At 45.1% G+C, this 17525-nt stretch carries 14 protein-coding genes and 3 tRNA genes; 3 read left to right on the top strand and 14 right to left on the bottom strand.

The features are described 5' to 3' along the window. The first annotated feature begins 447 nt into the window (after positions 1 to 447). Positions 448 to 520 (top strand) — tRNA-Gly (locus tag ABWY16_RS13305). Positions 521 to 569: 49 nt separating this feature from the next. After that, a tRNA-Leu gene (locus ABWY16_RS13300) sits at positions 570 to 654 on the top strand. Between the two features lie 58 nt (positions 655 to 712). Here ABWY16_RS13300 and ABWY16_RS13295 read toward each other — a convergent pair. The 9 genes from ABWY16_RS13295 to ABWY16_RS13255 all read right to left on the bottom strand — a co-directional run bounded on the left by ABWY16_RS13295 (position 713) and on the right by ABWY16_RS13255 (position 7878). Further along, positions 713 to 1759, bottom strand: a complete 1047-nt coding sequence (locus ABWY16_RS13295; RefSeq protein WP_353905133.1) for a S66 peptidase family protein — start codon at positions 1757 to 1759, stop codon at positions 713 to 715. 16 nt (positions 1760 to 1775) lie between these two features. Beyond that, a complete protein-coding gene (locus ABWY16_RS13290; RefSeq protein WP_353905132.1) occupies positions 1776 to 2690 on the bottom strand; it encodes a helix-turn-helix domain-containing protein in 915 nt (304 codons plus the stop codon). Next, entirely contained in the window at positions 2677 to 3519 is an 843-nt protein-coding gene (locus ABWY16_RS13285) for an SDR family oxidoreductase (protein WP_353905131.1), read from the bottom strand. Before ABWY16_RS13285 ends, ABWY16_RS13290 begins: the two co-directional genes overlap by 14 nt. Positions 3520 to 3595: 76 nt before the next feature. Beyond that, on the bottom strand, positions 3596 to 3889 hold the full coding sequence (locus tag ABWY16_RS13280) for an Rdx family protein (RefSeq protein WP_353905130.1): 294 nt from the start codon (positions 3887 to 3889) through the stop codon (positions 3596 to 3598). 4 nt (positions 3890 to 3893) lie between these two features. Next, positions 3894 to 4916: a WD40/YVTN/BNR-like repeat-containing protein gene (locus tag ABWY16_RS13275; RefSeq protein WP_353905129.1), complete on the bottom strand. Its 1023-nt coding sequence runs from the start codon at positions 4914 to 4916 to the stop codon at positions 3894 to 3896. Beyond that, positions 4916 to 5347: a DUF2147 domain-containing protein gene (locus tag ABWY16_RS13270; RefSeq protein ID WP_353905128.1), complete on the bottom strand. Its 432-nt coding sequence runs from the start codon at positions 5345 to 5347 to the stop codon at positions 4916 to 4918. The genes ABWY16_RS13275 and ABWY16_RS13270 overlap by 1 nt, the downstream gene beginning before the upstream one ends. Before the next feature lie 57 nt (positions 5348 to 5404). Then, positions 5405 to 6436 carry an aldo/keto reductase gene (locus ABWY16_RS13265; protein ID WP_353905127.1) on the bottom strand — a complete coding sequence of 344 codons (1032 nt, stop codon included), beginning with the start codon at positions 6434 to 6436 and terminating at the stop codon, positions 5405 to 5407. 90 nt (positions 6437 to 6526) lie between these two features. Continuing rightward, the gene (locus ABWY16_RS13260; RefSeq protein WP_353905126.1) at positions 6527 to 7540 is read right to left on the bottom strand and encodes an LLM class flavin-dependent oxidoreductase; all 1014 of its coding nucleotides are present in this window, start codon (positions 7538 to 7540) and stop codon (positions 6527 to 6529) included. A gap of 254 nt (positions 7541 to 7794) precedes the next feature. Beyond that, positions 7795 to 7878, bottom strand: a tRNA-Leu gene (locus tag ABWY16_RS13255). Positions 7879 to 8069: 191 nt separating this feature from the next. On the opposite strand from ABWY16_RS13255, the gene ABWY16_RS13250 reads away from it, so the two are divergent. After that, positions 8070 to 8489 (top strand): DUF983 domain-containing protein, encoded by a 420-nt coding sequence (locus tag ABWY16_RS13250; RefSeq protein WP_353905125.1) that lies wholly within the window; start codon positions 8070 to 8072, stop codon positions 8487 to 8489. Positions 8490 to 8518: 29 nt separating this feature from the next. Here the strand turns inward: ABWY16_RS13250 and ABWY16_RS13245 are convergent, their stop codons facing one another. Genes ABWY16_RS13245 through ABWY16_RS13225 form a run of 5 tightly spaced genes read right to left on the bottom strand, consistent with a single transcriptional unit; the run spans position 8519 to position 17504 of the window. Continuing rightward, the gene (locus ABWY16_RS13245) at positions 8519 to 9418 is read right to left on the bottom strand and encodes a sugar phosphate isomerase/epimerase family protein (RefSeq protein WP_353905124.1); all 900 of its coding nucleotides are present in this window, start codon (positions 9416 to 9418) and stop codon (positions 8519 to 8521) included. 7 nt (positions 9419 to 9425) lie between these two features. Further along, on the bottom strand, positions 9426 to 10838 hold the full coding sequence (locus ABWY16_RS13240) for a dienelactone hydrolase family protein (protein WP_353905123.1): 1413 nt from the start codon (positions 10836 to 10838) through the stop codon (positions 9426 to 9428). After that, the gene (locus tag ABWY16_RS13235; protein ID WP_353905122.1) at positions 10835 to 11968 is read right to left on the bottom strand and encodes a sialidase family protein; all 1134 of its coding nucleotides are present in this window, start codon (positions 11966 to 11968) and stop codon (positions 10835 to 10837) included. Before ABWY16_RS13235 ends, ABWY16_RS13240 begins: the two co-directional genes overlap by 4 nt. 9 nt (positions 11969 to 11977) lie before the next feature. Further along, positions 11978 to 14710 carry an alpha-L-rhamnosidase gene (locus tag ABWY16_RS13230; protein ID WP_353905121.1) on the bottom strand — a complete coding sequence of 911 codons (2733 nt, stop codon included), beginning with the start codon at positions 14708 to 14710 and terminating at the stop codon, positions 11978 to 11980. Further along, positions 14703 to 17504, bottom strand: a complete 2802-nt coding sequence (locus ABWY16_RS13225) for a glycoside hydrolase family 2 protein (RefSeq protein WP_353905120.1) — start codon at positions 17502 to 17504, stop codon at positions 14703 to 14705. Before ABWY16_RS13225 ends, ABWY16_RS13230 begins: the two co-directional genes overlap by 8 nt. Positions 17505 to 17525: the final 21 nt, after the last annotated feature.

Below are 17525 nucleotides of genomic sequence, written 5' to 3'. Positions count from 1 at the left end.
CGCGCTGGTAATTGATACGCAATGCATTATAAGGATTTGCCCGCGTCAGCTCAGAATTCAAATAGGCAAGCCGTGCATCGGAATTAAATATGTTGTCCTTGTCGTTATCTGCAAATATTTCTGCATTAATAATTTCTTTCATTTGTATTGCAGCTTTTTCGGCAGCCGAAGGTCCGCAAGAGGTAAGGGATAAAGCTGTCAAAGCCAAAGCGTAAAAGTTCGTATATTTCATCAAAATGAGGTCAGCACGTATTATATTAAATGAATCTAAATATGTTCAAGATAAAATGACAAGATAACCATTCCATATATTTGATCAATAGGGTCACGAATTATTTACAGAAATATTGATTAATATCGAAGGATTGCTTTGAAAATTAAGAGATATTTGTACATTTGCGGACATCACAACGGAATAGCTGAAAAGTGATTTAAGTTAGTGTGATTGCGAAAGTAGCTCAGTTGGTAGAGCACGACCTTGCCAAGGTCGGGGTCGCGAGTTCGAATCTCGTCTTTCGCTCTAAAGCCTTCTTAACCGAAGGCTTTTATTTTAACAAGGTTTTACACCTGCTCAGATGGTGGAACTGGTAGACACGCAGGACTTAAAATCCTGTGACCTTAAAAGTCGTGCGGGTTCGATTCCCGCTCTGAGTACACGAACAGAAACAGCCTTCATGTCAAGGCTGTTTTTTTTATGCTTTGGACTTAGGGTTTAAAGCGATCTCAGTGCAGCCCCTCCGGCATTCACCTCAAGAATATGCGCTGCCCCACATTTCATTGCCATATTATTTCTCTGATGTCCTACGGGAAATCCAAAACATACCGGGTAATCATACCCGCTGACCTTTTCCATAACGATCTCTTCTATGGTTTTACCAAATTCCTCTCCGGGATCGTCAGGCTTCAGCTTAAAACCACCAATGACCAGTCCTGCAAGCTGGGAAAGCTTGCCCCGGCGTTTCAGGCTCCAGAACATTCTGTCGATCGTATAAAGGTATTCTCCTGTATCTTCTACAAAGAGTATTTTCCCTTTGGTTTGGATGTCGGAGCCCGTACCTGCTACAGATTCAATTATGCTCAGGTTACCGCCAATCAGCTGCCCCTGCCCTCTCCCTGATCTGTTTGCTCCTGCAGCTGCTAAAGTATATTTAAAATCTTCGCCTGTCAGTGCTTGCCTGATAGAAAGGATGGTAGAAATCTGTACCGGCTCTGCAGTTGTCCAGTCGTCCGGAAAGCTATTGCACATTTTAGAATGTAACGTGGCAATGCCAAAATTCTGGTGAATATGGGCATGGAGCACAGTAACGTCGCTAAATCCAATCACCCATTTGGGTTGTTTTACAAAGGATTTAAAGCTGATCAGGTCTATAATCCGCACCAAACCATAACCGCCTCTGGCGCACATTACGGCTTTAATTTCCGGGTTATCCAGCATCTGCTGAAGATCGGCCGCTCTTTCCGCATCAGTGCCGCCGTAAGTAAAATCCTTTTTCCCTACACTCCGGCCTATCTGTACTTTAAATCCCCAGCTTTCCATTAGTTGTACTGAGCCCCGGATCTCCATTAAACTGATGTAACCTGCCGGACTGGTAATACCAATGGTATCACCCGGCTTCAGGTAAGGAGGGATATTTCCGGGTTTCTGATATTGTAGGGCAGGTAAAGATAAAGCGGGCGGTGGAGTTGCAGACCAGCTATCGCCTGCTGATAAAACAGCTCCGGTGGTAATCAGTGATGAGAGAAAAGATTTGCGATTCATTGCGTCAGTTTAGATCTTAGTTTAAGGACTGTTTAAATTCTACCGGACTGAGGTTTGTCCGTCGTTTGAAGAGTTTATTGAAAGACTGAGGTTGCTTGAAACCTAGCTTGTAGGCAATCTCCCCTACGGAGAGATTACCCGATGCAAGATATTCCTTGGCTTTATCAATCAGCTTTTCATGAATATGCTGCTGCGCACTTTGCCCGCTTACCGACCGGAGCATATCACTCAGGTAACGCGGACTTACATGAAATTGCTGGGCCAGGTATTCTACTGTAGGCAAACCCTCATCGAGCGACCTCCCATCTCCAAAATAATCACTCAGCAAATTTTCAAGACGACTGAGCAGATCGCTGTTTGCCGGTTTTCTGGTGATGAACTGCCTTTTATAAAAGCGGTTGCTGTAGCTAAGCAGCGTCTCGATATAGGACACCAGTACATCCTGGGTGCTGTCGTCAATAGTACTGTTTAACTCTTCCCTGATATTATCAAATATTCTGAAGATAATCCTCTTCTCTTTGTCCGACAGAAACAGGGCTTCATTGGCCGAATAGGAGAAGAAACCGTAGTGCCGGATTTTCTCTGCAAGTGGATAAGCCCGGATCAGGTCGGGATGAAACAATAAAGTGTACCCAGCCAGGTCCCTGTCTGCTTCGCCCCTTGCCATCACCTGCTGTGGGGCTACAAAAGCCATCCGGCCCTCATCAAAATCATAAGCCTGCTGACCATACCCAATTTTACCGCTGAGGTTGAGCTTATAAGACACCTTATAAAAATTCAGCAAAAAAGCTGCAGGCTGCTCATCAAATGGTCTTTTCATGTCTGCATAATTTACCAGGCTAACCATAGGATGGAGCGGTTCGGGCAATCCCAGTACCCTGTTAAGTGCAGACAGTGAACTGAATTTTTCTACTTTTTTATCCTTTTTCATTTTGCAGGAAACTTTCTGGTTCATCAAAAGTAAACATTGCTTTGATTTTTTGATAATGTGCCTCAGCACCAATTCTTTCCCTCTCGCCACAGACAGCATCTGCATCAGCGCCGGTGATATAACGAAGCTGGTCTTTACGATCTGTTGCAGCCTGATAAATTACCAAAGCAACATCTTCCGCAGAAGAAAACTTTCTTATACCCTCAACGATGCGGCCTTCGCCCATCTTTTCCTCCAATGGCCTGTAGGCCACATGCTGGGCTCCATTCACTGCATTATCACCGAAGCCGGTAGTGATTCCTCCCGGTACGATAATTTTCAGTCCGATGCCGAAACCTGCAAGTTCATAAGCCATGCTTTCAGAAAAACCGTCAAGGGCAAATTTACTTGCCACATAGACCGATCGTTCGGGGTAACCAAAAAGACCTACCATGGATGAAACATTGATGAACATTCCTTGCTTCCTTTCCCTGAAATAAGGTGTAAAAGCTTTTGTTAAGCGGATAACGCCAAATAGATTGGTATCAAACTGCTGCCTGATCTGTTCGTCATTGAGGGTTTCCAATGCTCCGGTAGTATAATAGCCTGCATTGTTCAATACAACGTCAACTTCAGTACCGGAGAGAGCTGCAGCAACAGCCTGATCAACCGAGGCAGGATCAGTAACGTCAAGTTTCAGCAGCCGAAGATCACTGGAAGCACTGAGTTCCGCCTCTTTTTCCGGATTTCTCATTGTAGCGATCACTTTCCATCCCATCGCATTAAAAAGTTTGGCCGTAGCTTTTCCTACGCCTGCAGAGGCACCTGTAATAAAAATTGTTTTTTTCATTTCCCTTTGAGTAATTAGCTGACAAAGCTGGCGAGAAAAACAAAACTGGTTGTTTCCGTAATGAGTTATTTTGTGGTCATATTGACGTGCCTTCGGAATGGCCCAGGCTTTTTTCAGGGCTCACTACATCACGGATAATCTGCTTGAGCTCTTTGATCTCAGGAAAACGGCCTTTGTCTTTTCTGTCAAAAACAATTTTGCCGTCAATACGGACGATAAATGAGCCTCCGGATTCGCTGGGCTGCAAAAGTACACCATAGACTTCATCAGTGAAGGTGGTAAGCAGCTCCTGCGCCATATAGGCAGACCTGAGCATCCATCCGCATTTGGGGCAATATTCTATACTGATCGTTGGTTTTAATGCTGACATCTCCTTAATTGAATTTTACTTTGAATGAATAGATCAGGCCTTTATTTCCTGCCAGCAGTACAAGGCTGCCTTTTTTAGCTTTTTTTATTGCATTGAAGCTTTCATCTGAAATATGATACCAGGTTTGCCCGCCATCCCTTGAAACGTCAGTTCCGGATGTGCCGGTAGCAAAACAGTTTTTGGCATCAAACCAGATTACACCTGAACGGTAACCGAAAACCGGCCGCGAAGGCTTATTCCAGGATTTGCCACCATCCCTGGTCAGCAGGATATTATTTGTATTTTCTTTGTCCTTCTGATAATCTCCGCCTACCACAATTCCCTGGCCGGCGTCATAGAAATCCATGGAGAAAACGCCCGTACTGCTTTGGCCCTGCAGGATAGGACAATCGTATTTCCGCCAGTTGCGGCCGAAGTCATCAGAAGTGTAAATATTTGATTTGGTTCCTCCGGTAGCAATCCAGACCTTACCGCCCGGCAGTGTTTTGATGGTACTGCCACTTGCTGCGAAACCGGCTTCGCCTTTTGCCATCTGAAACTTCAAAGCCTGACCCGAATCTTTCCAGCTGCGTCCGCCATCCTCTGTAACCAGCAGCTGCAGATGGTTTTGAATGGGATCACCAAAGATGATCCCATTTTTTTCGTCCCAGAAGTCCATACCGTCCAGGAAAATTGCCGAATCCACATTTTTATAGTTTTCCGTCCAGCTTTTGCCTCCATCCTCAGTACTGAGAATATATGCCGGAGAACCGGCATTTACAATCACTGCACGGTTATTGTCAAAAGCTTCAATATCACGGAAATCGAGTTTCTCATAACCTTTCGGTTTTGTCCATTTCCATTTTTTACCCCCATCGGTAGTAATGCCAATGGAGCCATTGCTTCCGCTGACCCAGGCAACACTATCAGAAACTACGGAAAGGCCCCTGATACTGGTATTGGCTGCTGTGGTTAAAGATCCCAGCTCATAGGTTTGTGCAAAACCTGAAAAAGGAAGGAGCAGCATTAAAAAAAGGAGTTTCCTCATTATTTAACCCTTTTCCAAACCTCAGATCTTCCAAGTAATGAAACCCCTATATATCCTCTCATATTTAAATCGCCATTTTCTTTAATATTCATATTGCAGCTGTAAGTTTTACCCGATTTAGGGTCATAAATTTTTCCATCCGTCCATTTGCCATCCTCATACACAAAATCCCTTAATATTTGCATACCCAGTATTGGTTTGCTGCGCAGGCTCACATCAGGATTTTTCAAATCTGTTTTCACAATCCCTTTTTCGTCCTTCTGTGTTTTCAGCCAGACGATCTTGCCATTGTATTTAACGCCGGTTTTAAAAATCTCCACATGTGCCTCGCCGGTAGAATTAATCCACTTTCCCAGAATAGCATCTTTATTCTGCGCAAAACCTGTAAAAGATAGCACTGTAAACAGCAATAACATTGAAAATTGTCTCATAAGTTTATATTTAGTTCAGGCTAATTTAAGAATAAAAAAAGACTGTACTCAATACGCTTAATATAATTTTGGCAATGGGTTGAGAACGGTATCCTGCCTTTGGTGCCAGTAAGGATAAATGGGATCAGCAGCACTTGCATCATCCAGTTTTTTCACCTGTTCTGTTGTCAGGTTCCAGCCTACTGCCGCAAGATTTTGTTTCAGCTGTTCTTCGTTTCTTGCACCAATGATGATATTTGATACGGTAGGACGCTGTAACAACCAGTTCAGCGAAACCTGCGCTATAGATTTACCGGTTTCTTCTGCAACTTCATCGAGGGCATCAACAATAGTAAACAGGCGTTCTGTGTTTAAGGCAGGGCCATGGTGACCTCCTTTTTGATCACGGCTGTCAGCTGGAAGCGGCTGGTTCCTTCTGTATTTTCCTGATAACCTTCCCGAAGACAATGGGCTCCACACAATCGTTCCAATGTTCTGGTCAAGGCCAAGCGGCATCAGTTCCCATTCAAATTCCCTGTCGAGCAGCGAGTAGTATGCCTGGTGCGCAATGTATTTGGACCATCCGTATTTTTCAGAAGCCGAAAGTGATTTCATCAGGTGCCATCCAGAAAAATTTGAACAGGCAATATAGCGCACTTTACCGCTCTGAATCAGGTTGTCCAAAGTTTTTAAAGTTTCTTCTACAGGAGTATTTCCATCAAAGCCGTGCATATGATAGATATCGATATGATCCGTTTTTAGCCTTTTGAGACTGTCTTCGCATTGTTTAACCAGCTGTAAACGCGAAGAGCCATACCCGTTTGGCCCGTCTTCCATTTTGAAAGTAGCCTTTGTAGAGATCAGCACCTGATTACGGATACCCTCCAGTGCCTCTCCCAGGATTTCCTCAGATGTACCATGAGAATACACGTTTGCAGTATCAAACAGGGTTACACCGGCATCCAGACAAAGATTTACCAGATGTTTTGCCTCATCCAGCTGGGTTTCTCCCCATGCTTTAAAAAACTCATTTCCGCCACCGAAGGTTGCTGTACCAAAACTTAATACCGGTACTTTAAGACCCGATGCGCCTAATTGTCTGTATTCCATACGCTATAAAATTTAGTTAAAGTTCATTACAGCCGGGTAGTTCAAATCCGGCTGTTGATTCAGTTTTCTTATCCAAATCTCTGCAGCCGGTTAGTTCAGTACCGGCACGTTGATTTTTTTGATTACATCTGCAAACAGTTCGTACGAATGCAGCCTCGCCTGGTGATCATAGATATGAGAAGTAACCATTACTTCGTCTACTTTTGTCTGGTCCATGAACGACTGTAAGTCTTCCCTGATTGTTTCCGGGCTACCAATAAATGAACAGCCCAGCATCTGCCCTACGGCTTCTGCTTCCTGTGCGTTCCAGATGTCATCCATACTCTCTACCGGTGGCTGTAGTAACCTTCGTCTACCTGTAACTACGCCCATAAAGAATTGCAGCAATGAGGTAACCAGGCGGTTTGCTTCGGCATCTGTATCCGCAGCCACAACGTTTACACAAGAGATCACATACGGTTTTTCCAGGTGTTCTGAAGGTTTGAAGTTCTGACGGTAAATATTAATAGCTGTGAGGAACTGTACCGGTGCGAAGTGACTTGCAAAAGCATAGGGAAGCCCTTTTTCAGCAGCCAAACGTGCGCTGTCTGTACTGGAACCCAGTATCCAGACCGGAATATCCAGTCCCTCGCCCGGGATTGCACGTACCTGGCTGCTGGCATTATCGTCCGAGAAGTAGGTTTGTAACTGATCCACGTCTTCCGGAAAATCATGTGCAGCATTGAAGCGGCTTCCCCTGATGGCCATAGCGGTTACCTGATCTGTACCAGGAGCCCTGCCCAGGCCAAGGTCTATTCTGCCCGGATATAATGAAGCCAGTGTTCCGAACTGCTCTGCAACAACCAGCGGGGAGTGGTTAGGCAGCATGATGCCGCCTGATCCTACCCTGATCGACTTTGTGCCGCCTGCTATATAACCGATCAGTACTGACGTTGCGGAACTTGCAACACTGATCATATTGTGGTGTTCTGCCAGCCAGTACCTTTTATAACCCAATTGCTCAGCATGCTGTGCAAGATCAAGGCTGTGACGAAAAGTGTCTACAGGAGTTTTGCCTGCAACCACTGTAGCTAAATCTAATACTGAATATGTAATTCCTGCCATTTTATGATGTTGATTTACCTGTAATGTTCTTTTATAACGCAAGGTTAAACCTGCGGTTTTTATAAAATTAGAGAATATATAGGGTAAAGACTGACTGAAGCTAAAGATTTGACTTTACATACAGATGTACATGATATCTGCTTCGGATTGGGTGAAGGGAGGCTAAAGTATGTGATTTGTACAGAAACAAAAAAACCTGCAAATCAGGATCTGCAGGTTTTTTTCTGACATTTACAGACGAATCTGTTTAAATGTGCCCGAAGAGAGACTCGAACTCTCAAGGATCTTACTCCAACGGCTTCTGAGACCGCAACGTTTACCAATTTCGCCATCCGGGCATTGACAAACACTTAGAGTATCCTGTCGTGGCGACAAATGTAGCATTATTTATTACATGATGTAAAATTTTTTAAAAAAAAGCTTTTACTAATTTAAAAACAAACGACTCCCATGCACTGTTCATCGTACAAAAACCGGATTTTACCGAAAATTACATTCAGGACCGGTTTTAAGAACTAAGTTTACCGATATGAACCCACCAATTTCAAAACTACAGGCCGTTATTCAATGTAAATGTCCAAGATGCAGAAAGGGGGATATCTTCTCAGGTAAGATGTATTCCTTTTCATTCAAGGGACAGACTACCAATGAGTACTGCCCGCATTGCGAACTCCGTTTTGAAAGAGAACCTGGTTTTTTCTATGTATCCATGTTCATCAGCTATGCAATGAATGTAGCGGAAATGATTACAGTAAGTGTAGCAGCATATATTTTAGGCCTGCCCTTAATTTATGATAATCTCTGGTATTATGTAGGCCTGTTATTTTTTACTGTACTGGTTTTTTCTCCATTTAATTACCGTTATTCAAGGGTCATGCTCCTACACTGGTTAACGCCAGATCTTGGTTATGTACCAGGGAGCGGTGACAAGAACGAGATGAGAATATAAATAAAACTGTTCATTCACAGTATTTTAGCTTATACCTGAAATACTGATTTCAAATATCTGGTATTTGCACCAAAATTCTCTTTGACGCTTTTCGGGTTTTTAACATCTCTGGATCTTTCGATTACAAGCCAGCCCTTCCAGTTCATTTCGTCAAGTACCGCTTTCACTTTATGCAGATCCAGGCGGGTATTGTCCTGCAGCCAGACACCATCTTCATCTGTACAGTGGATCTGGCAAATATTCTTTCTGCCCAGTATTCTCAATTCTGTAATCAGGTCCCTGCCCTGTTTAAGGGGATTGGAAAAATTAAAATAGACCTGAACCGATCTGGAACCGATGTCTTTCAGTAATTGCAATTCTTCAGCAGCTGGAAGCGCGGTTTCTATACCGATGACTACACCTGCTTTTCCAGCCATCTTTCCCGCAACCTTCAAACGCTCTACAATAGCCGGCCTCAGTTCCGGGTTTTTCACCAGGTCTCCGCTTACGCCCAAAGGTAGAAATGCAATTTTCACATTCATTGCTTTCATCGTTGCAATACAGTCGCCGATCATTTGCTGGTAGGTAGGCCGGGTGGCGAAGGACTGTGCATAAAAGCCCGTCATGGCCATTGAACAGATCTGTATATCGAGTTCTTTTGCTTTATCTAAAAACTCTTTTCTCACTGCAGGATCGGCCAGTTTGTTGTCAAAAGTATCCCGGTTGCCCAGTCCGCCCATATCCAGTTCCACACCATCAGCCCCAATTTCCTTTGCAAGCCCGATCGCGCCGAGTTTTTGTCTTTTTAAGATCATCAGGTCGATCACGGCAATCTTGTACCGCATCCCATTACTCTGTGCAGTTGCTGTATTTAAAAAATCAGGCAGTAAAAATGCCCCCGTCAGCAGTGCAGAATTTCTGATAAAACAACGTCTGTTTAAATTATCCATATAGCAATCATTTGTATACTGTGAATAGTTTTTCGAGCTGATCAAAGCCTTTGATCGCGTTCGCAGGCAGGTGCTCACCTTTTTTTCCAAAGACATATAATTCAGCTGCCGCTTCTACCTTAACCGAAGATTCATCATATTTACCTTCATCATCCTTCAGCTTAGCTCCATTCAGTTTAAATTCCTGTATAATAAAGTCATAAAGGGCCTTTCTTTTAGAAAATCCAAAATCATGTCCCTCTTTGGGCAGGTGTACGTTACGAATCCGGGGCACTGCGCCATAAAACCCATAGATTTTTTGCAGATAAGCAAAATCATGTTCCGGGAATTGTGCTGTCCAGTCGCTTCCATCAGAAACTACCAGTTGCGGTGCCGGTGCAGCCATCGCTGCCAGCTCTACCGGATTGGTACCTTTGCCACAGGAGTATACCGGCATTCCACTTTCGCAGGGACAGCCCCCATAAAAGTAGGATGACAGGGCAACTACCGGTGCGGATAAACGGATCCGCTCATCCAAAGCTGCCATCAGTACCGTGTGGCTTCCTCCACCAGAGCCTCCGCTGATGCCCACTCTGGCAGTATCCGCTTCTGGTAAAGCCAGCAGATAATCCAGTATTCTGATTGCACCCAGCGTTTGTACAGTTTGCGCCAGGCTTTTGCGGTGGTCCTCTTCTTTAAACTGCAGCAGGGATTCGCCCCAGGCAAACAGGTCATAACTAAAAGCAATTGCGCCCATCTTTGCGATCATTGCGCAACGGATCTGGCAGTCGGCACGGTAGCGCTGCTCTGCCCAGTGCCCATCCGGACTAAGGACTACAGGGATTTTTCCCCGGAATTTCTGTGGCCGGTATAAAGAACCATTGATGTACAATCCCGGCAGGATTTCCAGTGCAATATTTTCTATAGTATACCCATCCATCACCCTGTGATTGGTTATAATAGGTTTTGAATTGGGTTTCGGTGGCAATGGTGATAATTGCAATGCCCTGAACAACTGCGGCCGCAGCAACTTTTTACGTTGCTCCCAGCTGGTCTTATCCGGCACTGCCGATGCAAGTTTGTCGAGTTTTGCCCATCCGTCTGCCACATTCCAGCGGAAGTATTCATAAGGCTTTAACTTGTATACTGTTTCTTTTTCCTGGTTCACTTTTAAATCCAGGGGGCTTAGCACATTGGTAAATGTTTCAGCGAGTGTTTCCCTGAACCTCCAGGCCGCGTATTTTACGTAGCGGCCTTCTACCTGCTCTTCAGTAAACTTGATCTTCACTTTGAAATGCGCTTCGATCTGCCGGAGTACATTCGCTAAAGGCTCTGCATATTCAGTATCGGAATTTTGCGCAAAAGTATAGTCGGGAAACAACGCTGCAAACGTAGTCTGCATCAGCATTGCCGTTAAGAATAGTTTTATCCCTCTTCTCATGGTTCTTCAGATTTGCCTTCTGTAATTACAGGCGCAGCATAACCCTTCAGTGCCGGCCATTGTCCATTTTCAATTCTTTTTAACTGTAACCGCGAAGGATCAACAACTACATGCCTGATCTTTTCCCTGCGCCAGGTGAACACGAAATGCAGCATTCCGTCAGCAGTCTGGACTACGGAGGGATAAGAGTACTGGCTGATGGGTGAATCCTCCAGGATGAGGGCGGCATCCCAGGTTGTGCCGTCTTTAGAAACAGCAACATTCAGCGGCGTTCTTGCACCTTTCGCCAAGTCGCCAGGGGGCAGCACATGATTATATACCAGCACATCCCTTCCATCTTTCATGGTCAGCGCATCCGTTCCGGAATTGTTGTTTGGCAGATTTGATTTAGTTAAGGGAGACCAGCTTTCACCATAATCTTTAGAATACGAAGTAATCAAAGCTCTGTTTCTGCTTCTGGCTATTAGTTGCAACTGCCCATTGCCATGGTCTAAAATACTGGGCTGGATAGCTCCGATTGTTTTCCCTGCATCAGGCAGAAAAACTTTTCTCCAGGTTTTTCCCTGATCTGCTGTCACTTCAAAATGCAGCTTCCATCCTCCCTCACCTTCGGTACTGGAGGGGCAGAACAGGTTTCCATTGTTCAGTAAAACCGGTTTGTTTTTTACCGGCCCGATATATCCTGGCGGTAAGTGGCGGGCTTCTGACCAGGTTTTGCCATAATCTGAAGATGTTTTCATCATCCCCCACCATTCCGAAGGTTTGGGGCCAATCTTATAAAACAGCAATAAATCCCCTCCAGGCACCTGATACAGCACCGGATTCCAAGTGGGCAATCTCGGCCCTGCTGATGAAACGCCATCAGCAACACTGTAAGGTGCCGTCCATTTCCCATTCACAAGCCTGCTTACATAAATCTCCACGTCAGGATTACGTTCTTTTGTTCCTCCAAAAAAGGAGACTACCAATCCTGCAGGAGTTTCAGCAATCGTAGCAGAATGACAGGAAGGGAAACTGGCCTTATCATAGATAAACTCTTCTTTCAATAAGCCTTTCTGCCATTTTTTTACTTGCGCAAAGCTGTTAATAATGCTCAGCAACAGCAGCAATAAACACACAATTTTTTTCATACCCAAGGTTTAATTCAACACAAATTTATATTCACCTGAACCGATTTCAATCAGGGCCTGCTGCCCCTCCATTCTGATCAGCCGGACACCATCGGCATCTTTTAGCTCACTGCCACTCTCCCGGAGCTGGCTGATGTTCTTTACCGGGATATAAATTTTTGCAGAAGTATTGGCAGGCAGTGTAATATTCCATTCAAAGTGGCCTTCGCTTTTTGTCCATTTACTTTTTACTGTGCCGTAAACAGATTGGTAACCGGCATCCACATGTGATAGGTCCTGCACAAAATCGGGCTTCATAATCAGTTCCCTGAATCCTGGTGCCGCAGCTTTGATACCAGCCAGGTTTTCATAATACCAGATCAGGAGGTCGCCCAGCAGCATCACATGGTTCTGGGAGTTCATACCCGGATCTGCAGTGTTGCCATTCCAGAGTTCCCAGATGGTTGTGGCACCATTTTCCACCATATAACCCCATGAGGGGTAAGTACGGTTTGTGGCCAGCCGGTAAGCCAGATCGGGCCGGCCATTGGATGACAGACCCCTCATCAGCCATTGGGTACCAATCACGCCAGTACTGATGTGGCTCTGGTTGCCAATCTCTACTTTATTTGTCAGGTTCTTGAACACCTCTGCCCTGTCTTTGTCAGGAACCATCCCAAAACTCAGGGGCAGCAGGTTTGCCGTTACACTGTTATTGCTGTACTGCCCTTCATGAAGAAACTTTTGATTAAAAGCGTTTTTGATCTTCTCTGCAAGGTTATCAAACGCAGCTGCGTCTCCATCCAGTTTTTGCAGCAATGCAAATTCCTTCATCAGCGTCAGCAGTTTATAATAGGTAGCAGTAGCCAGTAATACCCCATCCGTTTTACGCAGCGGATCCCTGGAAAAAATCATTTCCTTTGATTCTGGCGGCACACACCAGTCTCCATATTTGTCCCTGGTCAGCAGATAGTCCGTCATATATTTTCCTTCCATGTAGTTCATCCATTTCTTCATCGAAGGATAGTGTTTTACAATCGGGCGGAGATCGCCATATTGCTGCCATATCATAGCTGCAATGGTAAAATAGGTTGCCGGCCAGGTTACATTGTCGCTATAGTACCGCCAGAATGCGGGGGCTACATCAGGGATGCTCCCGTCCTGCTTTTGCGACTGCTGGATATCATCCAGCCATTTGGTATATAACCTGCCGTTATCAAACAAAAAACTTTCGCCATAGGCGCCTGTGGTACGGTCGCCCAGCCAGGGCTGCCGCTCATTGCGCTGCGGACAATCAACCGGCATGCCTTTGTAATTGCTCCTGATTCCCCGGTAAGCATTTTTGTAAATGCTGTTCAGCGTCGCGCTGGACGAAAGAAACTGTCCGCTGCTCTGCATATCGTCGTAAACTACCCTTCCTTCAAAATCTTTTAACAGGGGTTTGCCAGGATAGCCGCTGATCTCTACATAACGGAAACCGTGATAGACAAAGGATGGCTCCCAGGATTCCCTGACAGCGCCTTTCAGCGTATAACTGTCTGTAGATTTTGCATCTCTCAGGTTACGGACAAATAATTCCCCGCCGCCCTGTAAGGTTTCTCCGAACCTCAGTTTTACGGTTTGCCCGCGTTTGCCTGTTACGGACATCCTGATCCAGCCCGCCATATTCTGGCCCATATCCATTATGTACACCCCGGGTTTCAGCAGAGTGAGGGAGACAGGTTTTATAGTCTCCATGACTTTCATATTCTCATTCATCTGGGCTACAGGCATACCTATGGCTTCCTGAACAAACTGTGCTTTCTGCCAGCTTTGGGTATTATAGCCTGCATCAGCCCAGCCCGGCATTTCCCGCGTAGCATCGTACTCTTCCCCATCATATTCATTGTTACTCCGGATTGGCCCTTCGGCTGTCATCTTCCAGCTATCATCTGTGCCAACTACCTCTTTTGTACCATCGCTGTATTCAATATCAAGGTTCAGCAGCATTTTCGGATAGCCAAAGGTTTTTATTTTATAGGGCTTGTAGGCCTGCCTCATGGTATAAAAACGACCGTTTCCCAAAACTGTTCCAATGGCATTGTTTCCCTGCTTCAGGTAATTTGTGACATCGAAGGTATTGTACTTTACGGTTTGATTATAATCTGTAGGTCCGGGAGCCAGCACCTGATCGCCCATCTTTTTTCCATTGATATACAACTCGTACAAGCCGAGGCCAATGATATACGCTGTAGCAGATTTAACCTGTTTTGCTGCTTTGAATTCTTTTCGGAAGTACCGGGCGGAGAGTCTGGAGAACTGCGTTTCGCTGTCTCCTTTTGCAGCGTGGTCCATCCCGATCCAGCGACCTTTCCAATCAGCCCCGTTGAGTAATCCCGTGCTCCAGAATGCCGGGGCAGTCCATTCACTGCTACCTTTGTTTGTCCAAACTTTCACCTTCCAGTAACACTTTGTTCTGCTCTTTAAGGCTAAACCCTGGTAAACTACGTTTGCCGATTCCGGGGACCTGATTTTTCCTGAATCCCAGAGATCCCCTTTATTTACTGCAAGCTTCTCCTGAGAAGAGGCAACCAGAATCTGATAATCCGTTTGCACCGTGCTTCTTGAATTGCTCTCTATTCTCCAGCTGAGCGCAGGTTGGAGTACATCAATTCCCATTGGGTTTTCCCTCATTTCGCAACGCGGAAAACTTAGCTGTACCTGTCCTTTAGCAGTAACAGCCAGGGTTAAAATAATAAACAAACCTATTGCAGCTTTAGTCATTCCTGAGCTCCTTTCCAGTAAAATCGAAATATAAAACCAGGTGTTTGGCTCTTAGAGGCTCCTTCTCATAATCATAAAAGATGTTCTTCATCCCCATTGGGCCGGTAGTTTCGGGCTTCTGGGTTTTGGTTCCGATACCGGAGATCGCCTGCATGAAAGATATATCCCCCGATGGGAATGTAGGCTGCAGATTATCATACTGATCATCTGATTTCTTTGGACTGAACAACCTGAAGAACATATCCTCCTGGTCAGTTACCACGGTAAATGGCTGCCCAGTGGTATTAAAGGTGATCCAGTACATATTGGAATGGTAGCCTTTAAACTCCGGATAGGTACTGGGATATTCTCCTGTTGCTGCATCATTGTAAGCTTTGTTCCAAACACCAAAAAGGTTTCCTTTCATTCGGTTCTTCCAGACGCGGTTAGGCCCGTTACCCATATAGCGCACTCCTTTGAGCTGCTTTTCCGGGAAGGAAAAGTTAACCCCGGCAAAGTTGGTAAAGTAGGCACCCGGGAAATAAACAACTTCCATTTTTACCCATCCTGAAGGATAAATTGTCCATTTCAGGGTATTATAGGCAGTCTTTCTGTTAAACTCCGAGGAAATCACTACTGTCTCACCCTCTCTGCGGGAACTGAAATTCCGGAAGTTATTCAGTCCCTCCTGTAATATTGGTCCATTTGTAAAAGGAATATCCCCTTTTCCGTTACTCAGCTTTTCCAGAATTCCCGAATCTCTGCTGACAGATATCCGGAGATCTTTAACTGATACCTCAAAACGTTTATCAGTTGCCCTGACTACTACTTTTCCGTTACCATTTTCGGGTACCAGCAGGCGGGCAATTTCATCAGGTCTTTTCACAGGGAAACTCCAGGTGAACAGTTCCCTGCCATCAGGACCTTTGATTTTAAGGTATAAGACTGTATATGTATTCCAGTTTTTGGGCAAATCCAGTTGTAGCTTTCCTTTCGCGAGGGGCAGAATATCCGGAGCTACCGCATTACCGGAATCTGCGCGTAATACATCAGTATTTTTGACCAGAGCACTGGTCCCGCTGTTATACCGGGCCAAATTTTCCAGCTTCCAGCTGAAGCTGCAGTCTTTTAAATTTGTAAAGTCAAAGCGGTTTTCCAGGTTAAAGGTACCGTCAAAATCATTGCTCAATTCTCTGTGTTCTACGTATACCGGGCTCCAGATTTCTTTGATTGCAAAATAACTGCCTTCCTTTTCGTGAAAAGGCCCTACTATCCCATCCGCGCCATGGTTTCCATCAGTATCTATTCTGCCTTTCTGATCGGTACGTAGCACACCCTGATCGGCAAAATCCCAGAGAAAGCCCCCGGCAGATAACGGATTTATCCACATCGCTTTCCAGTAATCTTCGAGTCCGGCACCATGGCCACCGTCAAAGAGCCCATGCAGCAATTCTGTAGGCATGACAATATTATGCCCATGGTCATAGTTGCCTATTCCATAGTTGTATTCGCGGTAATGCTGGGTATCAAAACCTCCGAATGCCATCCATGGATGGATAACAGGTCTGTGCTGCAGATCCTGCTCTGCAAATAAAGTATCGAGTTCCAGGTTATGCCCCCCTTCATTCCCGTTCGACCAGAAAATTATTGAGGGATGATTTTCATCATGGGCAATCATTTCCGGAACCAGTTTTGAACCGGTTGGTGTATCATACTGCCCATGCCATCCGGCGAGTTCATCCATCACATAGAGCCCCAGTGAATCGCAGACATCCAGGAAGTGTGCATCAGGCGGGTAATGCGACATCCTTACCGCATTCATGTTCATATCTTTCATCAGCAGCACATCTGCCACAGATATTTTTTTGCTGGTGGTTCTGCCCGATGTTGGCCAGAAAGAATGGCGGTTTACCCCTTTGAATTTGATTTTTGCACCATTGACATACAGACCATCACGCTGTTTTACAACAATACTGCGGAAGCCTGTTTTTTGCCGCAGGCTATGCAGCAGTTTGCCATCTTTATAGAGGCTGATAATTGCAGTATATAAAACAGGTGATTCGGCAGACCATTGCTTTGTGCCGGTGTATTGTGTTTGAAAGAGGACTTCGGAAACACCTGACCCCCACTCTTTTTTATATATATTGCCCAGTTGAGTACCATCAGCCGTATAAAGAGCTATGGAAAGCTGATTTGCTTCTCCTTTGAAGGCGATTCTGCCCTTTAATGTTCCATCCGCTTTTGCATCAAGCGCTACCCTTTCCAGATGGTCAACAGGTAATGCTTCCAGAAACACAGGTCTGAAGATCCCTCCAAACAGCCAGAAATCGGCTTTGCGCTCTGCTGCATTCACTGATGGATTTGCAGAGTGTTTTGAAACTGTCACTTCCAGCAGGTTTGTTTTGCCAAAGGTAACCAGCTTGCTGATATCATATTTAAAAGCATAAAATGATCCCTGGTGAATTGCTCCGGCAGCAGTGCCATTTATCTTCACTTCCGTGTCCGTCATCGATCCCTCGAAAACGAGATTGATCTTTTTACCTTTCCAGGCAGCTGGTATTTTAAATGTGCGTTTATATAATCCTTTTTCTTTTCCACGCAGACTGTCTGGCCTGAAACCATAGTCATATTTGCCAAACCCCTGTAACTCCCAGTTTGAAGGAACTGCAATTTTTGTCCATTTGCCTGAATTGCGGCCGGCAGTACAGAAGAAATCCCATTTAATGGTATCGTCATTTCCTTTTCCTGAAAGAAAGAGTATTTCGGTTTCGCTGGCTGCAGCAGTTTTTATTTGCTGCGCATAGCCATGTTGCAAGCCGTATAGCAAAATACACAA

It is taken from the genome of Pedobacter sp., from assembly GCF_040513095.1.
In the GTDB taxonomy this organism is placed as follows: domain Bacteria; phylum Bacteroidota; class Bacteroidia; order Sphingobacteriales; family Sphingobacteriaceae; genus Pedobacter.
Note: the sequence above shows the minus strand (reverse complement) of the source record. Positions and strands in the feature narration are given on the sequence as shown.

Bases quoted from the DNA above. Each gene is read 5' to 3' on its own strand.
- ABWY16_RS13290 (WP_353905132.1), bottom strand. From the start codon at position 2,690: ATGAAAAAGGATAAAAAAGTAGAAAAATTCAGTTCACTGTCTGCACTT.
- ABWY16_RS13240 (WP_353905123.1), bottom strand. From the start codon at position 10,838: ATGAGAAGAGGGATAAAACTATTCTTAACGGCAATGCTGATGCAGACT.
- ABWY16_RS13270 (WP_353905128.1), bottom strand. From the start codon at position 5,347: ATGAGACAATTTTCAATGTTATTGCTGTTTACAGTGCTATCTTTTACA.
- ABWY16_RS13250 (WP_353905125.1), top strand. From the start codon at position 8,070: ATGAACCCACCAATTTCAAAACTACAGGCCGTTATTCAATGTAAATGT.
- ABWY16_RS13265 (WP_353905127.1), bottom strand. From the start codon at position 6,436: ATGGAATACAGACAATTAGGCGCATCGGGTCTTAAAGTACCGGTATTA.
- ABWY16_RS13295 (WP_353905133.1), bottom strand. From the start codon at position 1,759: ATGAATCGCAAATCTTTTCTCTCATCACTGATTACCACCGGAGCTGTT.
- ABWY16_RS13235 (WP_353905122.1), bottom strand. From the start codon at position 11,968: ATGAAAAAAATTGTGTGTTTATTGCTGCTGTTGCTGAGCATTATTAAC.
- ABWY16_RS13245 (WP_353905124.1), bottom strand. From the start codon at position 9,418: ATGGATAATTTAAACAGACGTTGTTTTATCAGAAATTCTGCACTGCTG.
- ABWY16_RS13275 (WP_353905129.1), bottom strand. From the start codon at position 4,916: ATGAGGAAACTCCTTTTTTTAATGCTGCTCCTTCCTTTTTCAGGTTTT.
- ABWY16_RS13285 (WP_353905131.1), bottom strand. From the start codon at position 3,519: ATGAAAAAAACAATTTTTATTACAGGTGCCTCTGCAGGCGTAGGAAAA.
- ABWY16_RS13260 (WP_353905126.1), bottom strand. From the start codon at position 7,540: ATGGCAGGAATTACATATTCAGTATTAGATTTAGCTACAGTGGTTGCA.
- ABWY16_RS13280 (WP_353905130.1), bottom strand. From the start codon at position 3,889: ATGTCAGCATTAAAACCAACGATCAGTATAGAATATTGCCCCAAATGC.
- ABWY16_RS13230 (WP_353905121.1), bottom strand. From the start codon at position 14,710: ATGACTAAAGCTGCAATAGGTTTGTTTATTATTTTAACCCTGGCTGTT.